The 14994-nt window shown below is 57.3% G+C and carries 7 protein-coding genes; 1 reads left to right on the forward strand and 6 read right to left on the reverse strand.

From position 1 onward, the window contains the following. Window positions 1-324 precede the first annotated feature (324 nt). The gene (locus ABEA08_RS01050; RefSeq protein WP_345332361.1) at window positions 325-510 is read left to right on the forward strand and encodes a hypothetical protein; all 186 of its coding nucleotides are present in this window, start codon (window positions 325-327) and stop codon (window positions 508-510) included. Between the two features lie 98 nt (window positions 511-608). Here ABEA08_RS01050 and bglX (ABEA08_RS01055) read toward each other — a convergent pair whose 3' ends face one another. From bglX (ABEA08_RS01055) to ABEA08_RS01080, 6 genes are all read right to left on the reverse strand, one after another. Further along, a complete protein-coding gene (gene bglX / locus ABEA08_RS01055; RefSeq protein ID WP_345332363.1) occupies window positions 609-3002 on the reverse strand; it encodes a beta-glucosidase BglX in 2394 nt (797 codons plus the stop codon). A gap of 283 nt (window positions 3003-3285) precedes the next feature. Beyond that, window positions 3286-5661 (reverse strand): beta-glucosidase BglX, encoded by a 2376-nt coding sequence (gene bglX / locus ABEA08_RS01060; RefSeq protein ID WP_345332366.1) that lies wholly within the window; start codon window positions 5659-5661, stop codon window positions 3286-3288. A 221-nt stretch (window positions 5662-5882) separates the two neighbouring features. After that, entirely contained in the window at window positions 5883-8261 is a 2379-nt protein-coding gene (bglX, locus tag ABEA08_RS01065; RefSeq protein ID WP_345332368.1) for a beta-glucosidase BglX, read from the reverse strand. Between the two features lie 504 nt (window positions 8262-8765). Continuing rightward, a complete protein-coding gene (bglX, locus tag ABEA08_RS01070) occupies window positions 8766-11198 on the reverse strand; it encodes a beta-glucosidase BglX (protein ID WP_345332370.1) in 2433 nt (810 codons plus the stop codon). Window positions 11199-11564: 366 nt separating this feature from the next. Continuing rightward, window positions 11565-13115 carry a sulfatase family protein gene (locus tag ABEA08_RS01075; protein WP_345332373.1) on the reverse strand — a complete coding sequence of 517 codons (1551 nt, stop codon included), beginning with the start codon at window positions 13113-13115 and terminating at the stop codon, window positions 11565-11567. A gap of 132 nt (window positions 13116-13247) precedes the next feature. Then, window positions 13248-14948: a sulfatase family protein gene (locus ABEA08_RS01080; RefSeq protein WP_345332375.1), complete on the reverse strand. Its 1701-nt coding sequence runs from the start codon at window positions 14946-14948 to the stop codon at window positions 13248-13250. Window positions 14949-14994 lie beyond the last annotated feature (46 nt).

Raw genomic sequence — 14994 nt, forward strand, 5'->3', positions numbered from 1 at the left:
CGGGCCCAGGCAGGGCTCACACGGTGCCAAGGTCGGATGCCTTACAGCCAATAACGAGTCATACGCCACCAAATTGACGCTCACCTTACCGACTATTCCCGCCGTGTTCCGGCTGATTTACGTAGTCTTACACGCCGCTGTGAGCCTCGCCGATAAGCCGCCTCCCATTCAGCATCTGCCGGCACCGCATCGATCCCAGTCCGCTCCTGCCCTAGCCCGAAGCTCAGACAGAGGGGCAGCAACAGAGGGCAGCGGCAAATGCCCCCTTGATACGGCCAAGAAACCTTCCTCACCTAATGCTCCACAGGCCCCCTGTAAGATAACTTGCCGCTCCCATACTCCAGTCCAGAGTGGTCCGGTCCGCCGCAATACCTTATCGACGAACAAACCCAGGCCGTCGACGTTCGCATCGATCTGCGCTATTTCCAACTGCAGCTGCTCACCGATCACCTCGATTACCAAAAGGCCAGTCACTTTGGCGCCGCGCTGAGCCTGTCTTTGGTGTTGTAACCAGCGTCTGGCTCAGCCCAGACTGCGCCGGACGCGAACAACGTAAAAGGCACTGCCGAAGCAGTGCCTTTGATTGAACAAGCGTGGCCCTTAACGGATCAGTCGATCAGCTTGAAAGACAGACGCTGAACGTTGTCAGACGCCGTACCGACCATCACCTGGAAGTCACCGGGCTCGCTGCCCCAGCTCATATCGGCGCGGTAGAATGCCAAGTCATCCGCGGTCAGGGTGAAGCTCACCGTTTTGGTCTCGCCCGCGTCGAAGTGCACCTTGTCAAAGCCTTTGAGCTCCTGCACCGGGCGGGTGATAGAGCCCACCATCTGACGGGTGTACAGCTGAACCACCTCTTCACCCGCATGCTTGCCGGTGTTGGTGATCTCAACCGACACCGTCAGCTCGCCATCCAGGGTCAGGGTATCGGAGGACAGCGTGATCTCACCGTACTGGAAGTCGCTGTAGCTCAGGCCATGGCCGAAAGCGTACAATGGGCTGTTCGGCGCATCGTTGTAGCGGGTGGTGTATTCCTGACTGCGCACCTTTTGGGTCCACTCGTCGTGCGGACGGCCTGTACTCTTATGGTTATAGAACACCGGCACCTGACCCACGTTGTAGGGGAAGGTCATCGGCAGCTTGCCCGATGGGTTGTAGTCACCAAATAGCACATCGGCGATGGCGTGGCCCCCTGAGGTGCCCGGGTACCATGCGTGCAAAATGGCATCCAGGTTCTGGCTTTCCCAGCGCAGATCGTTCGGACGACCGGACTGGATCACAGCCACCATTGGCTTGCCCAGAGGCTTCAGAGCCTTCATCAGCTCGATCTGATTCCCCGGCAGCTGCAGATCGGTACGAGACGCCGCCTCACCGGAGAACGCCTCCTGCTCACCGATCGCCAGCACGATCACGTCGGACTGCTTGGCCAGCTTCACCGCCTCGTCGATCTGCTTCTGCAACGCGGCATCATCGCGGGTTTGACGAGCGACATAGTTAAAGCGGTCGTGAGCGAAAGGACTACCCTCTTCACGCAGGAAAGCATAGGTCGCCCCCTTGGCTACGTTCACCTTCACCTTGCCTTCCAGCCGCTCTTCTAGGCCCTGTTTTAGGGTGATCACATGATCCAGATGAGCCGGACCCGCACCGGCCCAGTTGCCGATCATGTCGCGCTTGCTGTCCGCCAATGGACCGATCAGAGCAATGGTTCTGAGCTCATCCTGGTTCAGCGGCAGGGCATTATTATCGTTCTTCAGCAGCACCATGGAACGACGGGCCGCATCACGAGCCAGCGCCTTGTTGTCGTCGGATAAGATCTCCTTCTCGGCACGGGCCATATCGAAGTAGCGGTAGGGATCCTCAAACAGACCCAGACGCCACTTCATCTCCAAGATCAGGCGAACAGAATGGTCGATCTTGCTCTCATCCACCTTACCTTCCTCGATCAACTCTTCGAGGTAGTTAATGTAGGTGCGACCCACCATGTCCATATCGGCACCGGCGTTGAAGGCGATCTCAGCGGCGTGTTTATCGTCACGGGCGTAGCCGTGCGGTACCAACTCGTTGACCGCGGTGTAATCAGTCACCACGAAACCTTCAAAGCCCCACTTGTCCCGCAGCACGTCTGTTAACAGGAACTTGGAGCCGGTCGCTGGCGTGCCATTAAGATCGTTAAACGAGGTCATAAAGGTGGCCACACCGGCATCCACCATCGCCTTGAACTGGGGCATCTGAGTGGTCCACAACTCATGTTCAGACACGTCAGTGGTGTGGTAGTCACGACCGCCCTGAGCCAGACCGTAGCCAACGAAGTGCTTGGCCGTCGCCAGCATGGTGTCGTGCTTGGACAGATCGTCGCCCTGGAACCCCTGTACCCGGGCCACGGACATCACCGAGGTCAGGTAGGTGTCTTCCCCCACCGCTTCGGAGACCCGGCCCCAACGTGGATCGCGCACCAGATCGGCCATCGGCGCAAAGGTCCACATAATGCCATCGGCGGTCGCTTCGCGGGCTGCGATCTTGGCACCCAGCTTCACCAATTCAGGGTCCCAAGAGGCCACTTCACCCAGAGACTGAGGGAAGATGGTTTTATGACCGTGGATGATATCGTGGGCGATCATTAGCGGCACACCCAGCCGGGTCTCTTCTACCGCCATCTGCTGCAGGGAGCGGGCAAAGTCAGCACCGTAGGAATTAAACACCGCACCGACCTGACCACGTTTGATCTGGTTCTCATAGTCCTCATTCACAAAGGGGCCGGTGTTGTTGCGAAAGCCCGACTGCAGATCCAACTGGCCGATCTTCTCTTGCAAGGTCATCTTGCCGATCAGCTCGGAGATGAAGGCATCCATCTTGGCCTTATCGTCTTTCCACACAGCCACGGAGGCGGGGACGTCGGCGCGGGCCGGCTCCAACACTTGGCCGGCATTGGACGCCAGGGCGCTGGAGGCGACGGGCGCAACCAGCGCCGCAGACACCATCAGGGGCAAAAAACGCAATTTCATGGGAGGTGCTCTCTTATCATTATCGAATTCGGTATCTAGGCTTCGCCAGCCGTTAGCATCCTGAGTGCTAAATCTGCCGTTCGGCCCGTGTCCTTTATACCAAATTCGTCACGCGAAGGCGGTTCGACTCGTCATTTCAGAACACTTTGGGGCATTAATCACATTCACCCTCAAAGTGAGACCCACCGAACTTCGAAACCAACTTAGCTGACTAACTTGAAAGCAAAAAAAGGCGCTGCTGATGCAGCGCCTTCGCGTCTCAATGGCCTAAGCCAATGGAATATCAGTCGATCAGCTTGAAAGACAGACGCTGAACGTTGTCAGACGCCGTACCGACCATCACCTGGAAGTCACCGGGCTCGCTGCCCCAGCTCATATCGGCGCGGTAGAATGCCAAGTCATCTGCGGTCAGGGTGAAGCTCACCATTTTGGTTTCACCCGCGTCGAAGTGCACCTTGTCAAAGCCTTTGAGCTCCTGCACCGGACGGGTGATGGAGCCCACCATCTGACGGGTGTACAGCTGAACCACCTCTTCACCCGCATGCTTGCCGTTGTTGGTGATCTCAACCGACACCGTTAGCTCGCCATCCAGGGTCAGGGTGTCCGAGGACAGCGTCATCTCACCATACTGGAACTCGCTGTAGCTCAGGCCATGACCAAACGCATACAGTGGCGTGTTCGGGCTGTCGTCGTAACGGCTCTTGTAATGCTCCTGGCGCTGATTCGGGTTATCCGCATAGTAGGGGCGGCCGGTGTTCTTCATGTTGTAGTAGATCGGCACCTGACCGACGCTGCGCGGGAAGGTCATCGGCAGCTTGCCAGACGGATTGGCGTGACCCAGCAGGATATCGGCCACCGCCGGACCGCCCATGGTGCCCGGGTACCAGGCATGGACGATGGCATCCAGGTTTTCATGCTCCCAGCTCAAGTCGTTGGGACGACCGGAGAACACCACGCCGACCATCGGCTTACCCAGCTTCTTCAGCTCGATCATCAGCTCGCGCTGATTGCCCGGCAGGGTCAACTCGACCCGGGAGGCCGCTTCGCCGGACATGCCCTGGTGCTCACCGATCGCCAGCACGATCACATCGGACTGCTTGGCGATCTTCACCGCTTCGGCAATGTCCGCAGCCAGTTTCGGATCGTTCGGATCGGCGTACGTCACCATATGATCGGCACGGGACTCGGCAAACGCCGCATCGGCAAAGAAGTTGAAGGACGCACCTTTGGTGGTGTGCAGCTCGGCCTTATCGCCGATCGCCGCCTCCAGGCCACGTTTCACCCCGATCGGCTTGGAGCGGCCACCCCGGGCGCGCCAGTTGCCGATCATGATGCTGTCAAAATCCGCCAAGGGGCCGATCAGCGCGATGTTGTCGAGCGTGTCCAGATCCAGCGGCAGCGTCTGGTTATCGTTTTTCAGCAGCACCATGGAGCGGCGTGCAGCATCCTGACTCGCTTCCAGATGCTCGGCGGCCAACAGGGTATCTTTGGCACGCTGCTCATCGAAGTAACGGTAAGGATCCTCAAACAAACCCAGTCGCCATTTCATCTCCAGAATACGGCGCACCGAGGTATCGATGGTGTCCATCGATACCTTGCCCTCATTCACCAGTTCCTCCATGTAGCCCAGATAGAGCTGGCCCACCATGTCCATGTCGGCGCCGGCGTTAAAGGCGATCTCCGCCGCGTGCTTGTCATCGCGGGCATAGCCATGAGGCACCAGTTCATTGATGGCGGTGTAATCGGTCACCACAAAGCCTTCGAAGCCCCATTGATCGCGCAGCACATCAGTGAGCAGGAACTTGGAGCCGGAGGCCGGCGTACCATTGAGATCGTTAAACGAGGTCATAAAGGTGGCGACACCGGCATCGACCATCGCCTTAAACGGCGGCATCTGGGTGGTCCACAGCTCATGCTCGGACACATCCGTGGTGTGGTAATCCCGGCCCGCCTGAGACAGGCCATAGCCAACAAAGTGCTTGGCGGTCGCAGCAACCGTATCAATGGCGGCCAGATCGTCGCCCTGGAAGCCCTCGACTCGGGCAACGGACAGGACGGTATTCAGATACACATCCTCACCAGCACCCTCGGACACCCGGCCCCAGCGCGGATCGCGGGTGATGTCGGCCATCGGCGCAAAGGTCCACATCACGCCATCGGCGGCGGTCTCTTTCGCAGCGATACGCGCACCCTGCTTGACCAGCTCAGGATCCCAGGAGGCGGCCTCACCGATGGACTGGGGGAACATGGTCATATGACCGTGGATCACGTCATAGCCAAACAGCAGCGGGATCCCCAACCGGCTGTTCTCCACCGCCAACTGTTGCAGCGTGCGATTGAACTTGGGCTCAAAAGCGTTAAACACCCCGCCAACCCGCCCGGCACGAACCAGTTTTTCATACTCGGCATTGACGGTACCGCCGGTGCGATCACGGACACTGGTCTGCAGATCCAACTGGCCGATCTTCTCGCTCAGCGTCATCTTGGCCATCAGTTCATCGATGAAGGTATCCATGGCGGCTTTATCGTCTTTCCAAACGCCCACCGAAACGGGCACTTCAGCTTTGTGAGGGTTAAGCAAACGGCCAGCGTCGGTCGCCATGGCGGCTGGCGCGGCCAAAGCGGTGGAGATAAGGAGCGTTAAGATCTTTTGTTTCATTGCAGCATTAGCTCTTATTTTTCATTGTTATCAAAGCAGGAGTCTGACGCCCCTGCAGGCGCTATCCTGTCCTGTTATAGCCAAGCCTTGCGCGCATGCCAGAAACTTTACCAACAATCACGTTCAATCAAGCCGAGCCCACCTAAACCCACCAAACGCGCATAAAAAAGGCGCTGCAGATGCAGCGCCTTCGTGTCTCAATGGCCTAAGCCAATGGAATATTAGTCAACCAGTTTGAAAGGCAGACGCTGAACGTTGTCAGACGCGGTACCTACCATCACCTGGAAGTCGCCCGCTTCGGCGCCCCAGCTCATATCTGCACGGTAGAAGGACAGATCTTCCGCAGTCAGAGTGAAGGTAATGGTCTTGGTTTCGCCGGCTGCGAAGTTCACCTTCTGGAAACCTTTCAGCTCCTGTACCGGACGGGTAACAGAGCCAACCATCTGACGGGTGTACAGCTGGACAACCTCTTCACCGGCGTGCTTGCCCGCGTTGGTTACGTCAACAGACACAGTCAGCTCACCGTCCATTTTCAGGTGATCGGAAGACAGCTTCACTTCACCGTACTGGAAGTCGGCGTAGCTCAGGCCGTGACCGAACGCGTACAGAGGCGAGTTTGGCGAGTCATCGTAACGAGACTTGTAGTGCTCCTGACGCTGGTTCGGGTTTTCCGCATTGTACGGACGACCGGTGTTCTTCATGTTGTAGTACAGAGGGATCTGACCAACAGAACGTGGGAAGGTCATCGGCAGCTTACCGGATGGGCTGAAATCACCCACCAGCAGATCGGAGATCGCGTGACCACCGGAGGTACCTGGGTACCAAGCGTGCAGGATGGCATCCAGGTTCTGATGCTCCCAGCTCAGATCGTTAGGACGACCAGAGAACAGAACGCCAACCATTGGCTTGCCCAGTTTCTTCAGCTCTTCCATCAGCTCACGCTGAGTACCCGGCAGGGTGATCTCAACACGGGAAGCGGCTTCACCGGACATGCGTTGCTCTTCACCGATGGCAAGAACAATCACGTCAGACTTCTTGGCGGCCTTAACGGCTTCCTTGATCATCTTGGCGTGAGCAGGCTTACCGATCACGTCACGACCCACAGAGCGGATCCCAACGTGAGGAGAGGTATCACCTTCCGCGTGCAGGTGAGCGTAGGTCGCACCCTGAGCGTAGTTGATGGTGACGTTGTCACCCAGACGCGCTTCCAGACCCTCTTTCAGAGACACTGGCTGCTTACGACGGTCACCGGCACCAGCCCAGTTACCGATCATGTCTTTCTTGTTGTCGGCCAAAGGACCGATCAGCGCGATGGAGTTGATGTCATCCAGCGCCAAAGGCAGAGCCGCATTGTCGTTCTTCAGCAGAACCGCAGACTTACGAGCCGCATCACGAGCCAGCTCCAGGTTTTCTGCAGTCAGGATATCGCGATCAGCACGCTCTTTGTCGAAGTAGCGGTACGGATCTTCGAACAGACCCAGACGCCATTTCATTTCCAGGATCAGACGCACGGAGTGGTCGATCTTCTCCATGGAAACCTTGCCTTCTTCAACCAGCTCCGCCATGTAATCCATGTAGGACTTGCCTACCATGTCCATGTCGGCACCGGCGTTGAACGCGATCTCAGCGGCGTGCTTGTCATCACGGGCGTAACCGTGTGGCACCAGCTCGTTTACTGCAGTGTAATCGGTTACCACGAAGCCTTCGAAGCCCCACTGATCACGCAGAACGTCGGTCAGCAAGTACTTAGAACCGGAAGCCGGGATCCCGTTCAGATCGTTAAAGGAGGTCATGAAGGTGGCAACACCAGCGTCAACCATGGCCTTAAACGGAGGCATCTGCTGGGTCCACAGCTCATGCTCGGAGATATCGGTGCTGTGGTAATCACGACCGCCTTGGGACAGACCGTAGCCAACGAAGTGCTTGGCGGTCGCTGCCATGGTGGTCGGAGAAGCCAGATCATCGCCCTGGAAACCCTGTACACGGGCAACGGACATCTTGGTCGCCAGGTATACGTCTTCACCCGGCGCTTCGGACACACGGCCCCAGCGTGGATCGCGAACCAGATCGGCCATCGGCGCGAAGGTCCACATGATGCCATCGGCGGTCGCTTCTTTCGCAGCGATCTCAGCGCCTAAGCGAGCCACTTCCAGATCCCAAGACGCCACTTCACCCAGAGACTGAGGGAAGATGGTCTTGTGGCCGTGGATGATGTCGTGACCGATGATGATTGGAATGCCCAGACGGGATTCCTCAACGGCACGCTTCTGCAACGGGTAAGCACGCTCGTAGGTGAAGTTGTTAAAGATAGAACCGACTTTACCTTCGGCAACCCAGTCTTCGTACTCATAGTTCACCAGAGAACCGGTGTTGGCCATGATCCCGGACTGCAGATCCAACTGACCGATCTTTTCGTCCAAGGTCATCTTGGCCATCAGATCAGTGATGAAGGCGTCCATCTTGGCTTTGTCGTCTTTCCAAACGGCAACAGAAGCCTTTTCGCCCATAACAGGGCTCAGTACAGCACCAGCATCGGCTGCCATGGCAGCTGGCATCGCCAGGGTGCTGGAGATCAGCAAAGGTAAAATACGTCGTTTCATAACAACTCTTCGATTAATTATCGTTGGTATTCATCTTTCGGTGTTGCCACCCAAGGATGAGGAAAATGTGCTTTCGAACGCTGATCTTTGCTCGGCGCTTGCCGATGCTCAGATCCCCGTTGCGAAGGTAAATTTGCGAACAAGCTTACCGACTCTTTGCGCCCAGTTCTGGCGCATTTACGCTTTCTTACACGGCGGTGTGATAGCCAGCAAAGTGGCACCCTTTTTACTCACCAGAGTGTGATCTCACCGTCAATTTTGACGGTTTGCTTTCATCCTATGTCGGCCAACACCAAGGCATTCACTGGCATTTCAATGGCAGAGTCACAAAGCCCCACCGTTTTGCAGCCACGATCAAACGCAGACTCGAAAACATCCGCGCGCGATCGCGCCCAAACACCAGTCGAGCGTTACTTAGCGACACTTAAGGGCAGTACGTTCAGGTGCGCCATCAACAAAAAAGGGCCGAACATCGGCCCTTTTCTCATGTCACTGAACAGGCGTTCAGTCCACCAAGGTAAACTCAGCTTTCTGTACCTGATCGGATGCGGTGCCCACGAAGACGTGGAAGTCACCGGCTTCACTGCCCCAGTTCAGACCGGCGCGGTAGAACGCCAGATCCTCGGCGGTCAGGGTAAAGGAGATGGTCTTGGTTTCACCTTTTTCAAAGTGCACCTTCTCAAAGCCCTTCAGCTCCTGAACCGGACGGGTGGTGGAAGCCACCAGCTGACGGGTGTACAGCTGAACCACTTCCTCACCGGCGAAGTCGCCGCTGTTGGTGATATCCACAGAAACGGTCAGTTCGCCGTCCATGGTCAGGGTGTCGGAGGACAGGGTGATCTCACTGTACTCGAAGTTGGTGTAGCTCAGACCATGACCGAATGCGTACAGCGGGCTGTTCGGAGAATCATCGTAGCGAGACTTGTAGTGCTCCTGACGCTGGTTCTCGTTATCCGCGTTGTACGGACGACCGGTGTTCTTCATGTTGTAGTACAACGGGATCTGACCAACAGAGCGTGGGAAGGTCATCGGCAGCTTACCGGATGGGTTGTAGTCACCCACCAGCAGATCGGCGATGGCGTGACCACCGGAGGTACCTGGGTACCAAGCGTGCAGGATCGCATCCAGGTTGGCTTGCTCCCACTGCAGATCATTTGGACGACCGGAGAACAGCACGCCAATCATCGGCTTGCCCAGTTTCTTCAGCTCGATCATCAGCTCACGCTGGTTGCCTGGCAGGGTCAGCTCGACGCGGGAGGAAGCCTCACCGGACATGCGCTGATCTTCACCAATGGCCAGAACGATCACATCAGACTTCTCCGCAGCGGCAACCGCTTCGGCGATCATCGCAGCCAACTCAGCCTCAGACTGCTGGTTGTAACCCACCATGTGATCGGCACGGGACTCGGCAAAGTCGGCGTCAACCATAAAGTCGTAGGTGGCACCGGTGGCGTAGTTGATGGCAACCTTGTCACCCAGGCGTGCTTCCAAACCGGACTTCACAGACACTGGCACGGTTTCACGGTCACCGGCCGCAGCCCAGTTACCGATCATGTCACGCTTGTTATCCGCCAATGGGCCGATCAAAGCGATAGAGCTCAGCTCGTCCAGTTTCAGTGGCAGGGCCGCGTTGTCGTTCTTCAGCAGAACCGCAGATTTACGGGCCGCATCACGAGCCAGCTCCAGGTTTTCAGCAGACAGGATCTCCTGCTCAGCACGCTGCTCGTCGAAGTACATGTACGGATCTTCAAACAGACCCAGACGCCACTTCATCTCGAGGATCAGGCGCACGGAGTGATCGATCTGCTCGATCGACACCTTGCCTTCGTCCAGCAACTCTTCCATGTAATCCAGGTAGACGCGGCCTACCATGTCCATGTCAGCGCCGGCGTTAAACGCGATCTCAGCGGCGTGCTTATCATCACGGGCAAAACCGTGCGGCACCAGCTCATTGATGGCGGTGTAGTCGGTCACGACGAAGCCTTCGAAGCCCCACTGATCGCGCAGGATATCGGTCAGCAGCTCTTTCGAACCGGTCGCCGGAATGCCGTTCAAATCATTAAAGGCAGTCATAAAGGTGGCAACGCCAGCGTCAACCATCGCTTTAAACGGCGGCAGCTGGGTGGTCCACAGCTCTTGCAGAGACACATCGGTGCTGTGGTAATCACGGCCGCCCTGAGCCAGACCGTAACCCACAAAGTGCTTGGCGGTCGCCAGTACGGTATCGGTGGCGCCCAGATCGTCGCCCTGGAAACCGTGCACACGGGCAACGGACATCAGGGTGTTCAGGTACACATCTTCACCGGCAGACTCGGACACTCGGCCCCAGCGTGGATCGCGGGCGATGTCGGCCATCGGCGCAAAGGTCCACATGATGCCGTCGGCAGCGGCTTCACGGGCCGCCACGCGGGCACCCACTTCCGCCACTTCCAGATCCCAGGACGCCACTTCACCCAGCGACTGAGGGAAGATGGTCTTGTGACCGTGGATCACGTCGTAACCAAACAGCATCGGAATGCCCAGACGGGTCTCTTCCACAGCCATCTTCTGCAGGTTGCGGTTGAAGTCCGGCTCATAGGCGTTGAATACCGCACCGACGTGACCGTCTTTGATCTGCTGCTCGTAGTCTTCGTTGATGGAAGGCCCGGTCAGATCACGGAAGCTGGTTTGCAGATCCAACTGGCCGATCTTCTCTTTCAGGGTCATCTTGCCGATCAGCTCATCGATGAAGGTATCCATCTTGGCTTTATCGTCGTTCCAATGGGAAACCGACGCGCCCACTTCAGCACGGACTGGGTTCAGTACGCCGGCAGGGCTGGTATCGAATTCGGTGGTGGCATTAGCTTGGGCACTGGCTTGATCCGCCGCGGGCGAGCAGGCGGCAAGACCACCGACCAGAGCGCAGGCGATCATCGCCGGTAAAATTTTCTTTTTCATGTAGGCTCGTTTGATGAGTTAGTTCCATGGAGGAGGCTGGGGAGCGGTGCGATCCGCACAACAGCAACGTCGTTTGTTTACGTCATTTATAGCCAGCCCCATTCAGCCAATCGCATTTATAGCAATAATTGACGCCTGAATGCAGATCATTGAAAGAAACAATCCTACATTACTGGCGAGATCACAGTTTCCCCTTTCATTGCAAACACCTACGTATCCTTTTCGATCCGCCATCGAGCGCCGCCACGGCGCCGCCGTGTTCTACGCATAAAAAAACCGAAGCCGGAAGGGCTTCGGTTTTTGGGGGCGAGCACCGAGAGACTCAATACCGGCTCTCGAGACTCAACGCTGTTGTCACAGCAGCCCTTAGTGGGCGTTATCGCGCTCAGGCTTATCCAGCACCATATGCTCTGGGAAGTCTGCGGCTTTCTCACCACCACGGACGCGGTAGCGCTTGTTGCGCTCCCAACCGTGCGGCTTGTTCATCGGGATATCCATGCCACCGGCTTCCGACAGGATCTCAAACAGCGCGTCCTGCATCTCTTCGATCTTCGCTTTGTACTTAGGATCGGCGATCAGGTTGTTGGTCTCGCGCGGATCTTCCTGCAGATCGTACAGCTCGTCGGTATCCCACAGACCGTAGTAAGTGGTGTACTTATAGCGATCGCCACGCAGGGAGAACACAGTCGGCGACTGCGGGAAGTTCTTTTCCCAGTAGTAGACGTAGAGGAAGTAGTCGCGCCACTCGATCTCCTTGCCCTGCGCCAGCGGAATGTAGCTTTGACCGTCCATGTAGTCCGGGGTCTTCAGGCCTGCCGCCTCGAAGAAGGTCGGCGCGATATCGATGTTGGCCACCACCTCGGAAACGGTCTGGCCGCCCTCCACCTTGGATGGCCACTGCATCACCATCGGCACGCGGATAGACGGCTCGTAGGCCACGCGCTTGTCGATCAGGCCGTGCTCACCGAACATAAAGCCGTTGTCACCCATGTAGATGATCAGCGTGTCTTCGTACACGCCCATCTCTTTCAGGGTCTCTTTGACCATGCCAATGCCTTCGTCCACGGAGGCGAACGCTTCGGCGTAGTTCTGGTAGTAGGTGGTGATATCCACCTCGGAGTGATACGGGAAGTCCATACCGTGCCAGGAGTTACGCTGATCGCGCAGCCAGCGCGGCGTGTTCGGGCCGTAATCGGTCGGCTTATGATTCTCCGGCAGTTCAACCTTACCGTCGTACATGCCGACGTGACGCTCGGCCGGGGTGAAGTTAGCGTGGACCGCCTTGTGCGACAGGTACAGCATAAATGGCTGATCAGAGCCCTCTTGCTCTTTCAACCAATTTACCGCGTGCTCATTGAGCATGTCGGTGATGTAACCCGTCTGCTCGATGCGACCGCCATTGAGGTTCAGGGTGTAACCCTCGTACGGCGGGTAGTATTCGCCCTGCCCTTCGAAGCTCATCCAGTGGTCGAAACCAGCACGGGGGTGATCCGACTCCTCGCCCATGTGCCACTTGCCCATCAGCGCGGTGTTGTAGCCGGCCTTCTGCAGGAACTGGGAGAAGTAGACGATGTCGTCCGGCTCTTCGCGCTGGTTGTCGATCACCCGGTGCTTGTGGGTGTACAGGCCGGTGAGGATGGACGCCCGGCTCGGGGAGCACAGCGCCGTGGTCACAAAGGCGTTCTCCAGGTGCACACCCTCGGCGGCAATGGAGTCCAGATGCGGGGTTTTCATGAACGGGTGGTCCATAAAGCCCATGGCATCGTAGCGGTGATCATCGGTCAGGATGAACACGATGTTGTGCTGTTTCGCACCTGGGATCTTTTCGATCTCAATGGTTTCTGGAAACACAGAAGCCACGGCTGGCGCAGCGGCCAGGCTGGCCAGCACCAGGGAAGCGGTGACGGTTTTGTGCATGTTAGTCTCTTCTTTTCATTATTATCATGACGGGATACCGTCGGCAGCGCCGATGATATCCCGCTCATGGTCAAGCTGGCGACGAGCCAAGCGGTGAACTCCGTTACCGATAGCGCATCACAGCAAGCGGGATCACTCGACAACGCGGATCACCTTGCCGTCTTCGTAGCTGTCCGGGAACATCTCGTCCAGCTTATACTTGGCGCCCTTGTACTCCTGCAGCACCATGTCACGCCACTCATCCATCGGTGGCACCGCGTATTGCGCTTCCAACTCCTGCAGGCGGGTTCTCAAACGGGCGATCTCACCGGCGTATTCCGGGTTATCGATGGCGTTGTTCACCTCCAGCGGATCCTTGCTCAGATCGTAAAACTCCCACTCATCGCCCGGGTGGTAGAAATGCATCAGCTTGTAGCGATCGTCCCGTACCCCATAGTGACGATGTACCATGTGGAAGCCCGGGAACTCATAGAAGTGGTAGTACAGCGCATCGCGAGCCTGGTCGCTGTTCCCAGCAAGCACCTCAACCATGGACTGGCCGTCGACGTCGTCGTACAACTCAACCCCGGCGTACTCCATGAAGGTCGGTGCATAATCGATGTTCTGCACCATAGCGTCCACTACGGTACCCGCTTCGATCTTGGCCGGATACTGCATCACCAACGGCGTGCGGAACGACTCTTCATACATGAAGCGCTTGTCGAAGAAGCCATGCTCACCGGTGAAGAAGCCCTGATCCGAGGTGTACACCACGATGGTGTTTTCGGTCAGGCCGTTGGCATCTAGGTAATCCAGCACCTCACCCACGGACTCATCGACGGAGATGATGGTGGCCAGGTAGTCCTGCATGTAACGCTGGTACTTCCACAGCGCCATCTCTTCGTCGGACCAGTTGGCCTCGTTGGCGTTCATGTAGTCGTTACGCGCTTGGTACGCATCGTCCCACTCTTTGCGCTGCTCATCGGTCAGACGGGCGAACAAGTGCGGCCAGATATCCTGACGCCACTCGCTCTCACCCACGCCGGTGGTCATCTTCAGATCGTGCCCTTCCTGCGAGTGCAGGTAGATGGTCATCTCCTGCTCAGCTGCGGCCTGACGACCTTCCCAGTCATCGAAGTAGGTCTGTGGCACCGGGAACTCGACGTTCTCAAAGGTGCGGGTGTGACGCGGCGCAGGCATCCAGTTACGGTGCGGCGCTTTGTGGTGCATGATCAGCGCAAACGGCTTGGACTCATCTCGCTGCTCGTCCAGCCAGGAGAGGGTCTTGTCGGTGATCAGATCCGTGGTGTAGCCGTATTCGGTGTGCACACCGTCGGCGGTGATCCAATCCGGGTTGTAGTACTCGCCCTGATCGTTAAGGATCTCCCAGTGGTCCAACTTAAAGCCCTTCGGCGTCAGGTTGATGTGCCACTTACCAATAGCCGCCGTGGTGTAACCCGCGTCGTGCAGGGCGTTCACCCAGATATCCTGGCTGCCATCGAACTCCTGACCGTTAAAGTTAAAGCCGTTCTTGTGACCAAACTTACCGGTGAACATCGCCGCGCGGGAAGGGCCGCACAGGGAGTTGGTCACAAAGGAGTTGGTGAACAGAGCCCCGTTTTGCGCAATACGATCGATGTTTGGCGTCGGCGCCAACTCGGCCAGATCACTGCCGTACGCGCTCAGGGCACGAACCGCGTGGTCATCACTCATGATGTAGATGATGTTTGGACGCTGCTCGTCGCCTTGAGCGACATTGCTCGTTGCCTCTTCAGCAGTGCCAGAGCACCCCGCCAAGACCGCCGAGCCCGCCAGAACGGCGCAGCCTGGGATCAGTTTCTTTATTGTTTCCACAATCTTTACTCCAATGATGTTGTGGTTAATCGAAACGATTTGAGCG

The organism is Ferrimonas pelagia, from assembly GCF_039543565.1.
Lineage (GTDB): Bacteria > Pseudomonadota > Gammaproteobacteria > Enterobacterales > Shewanellaceae > Ferrimonas > Ferrimonas pelagia.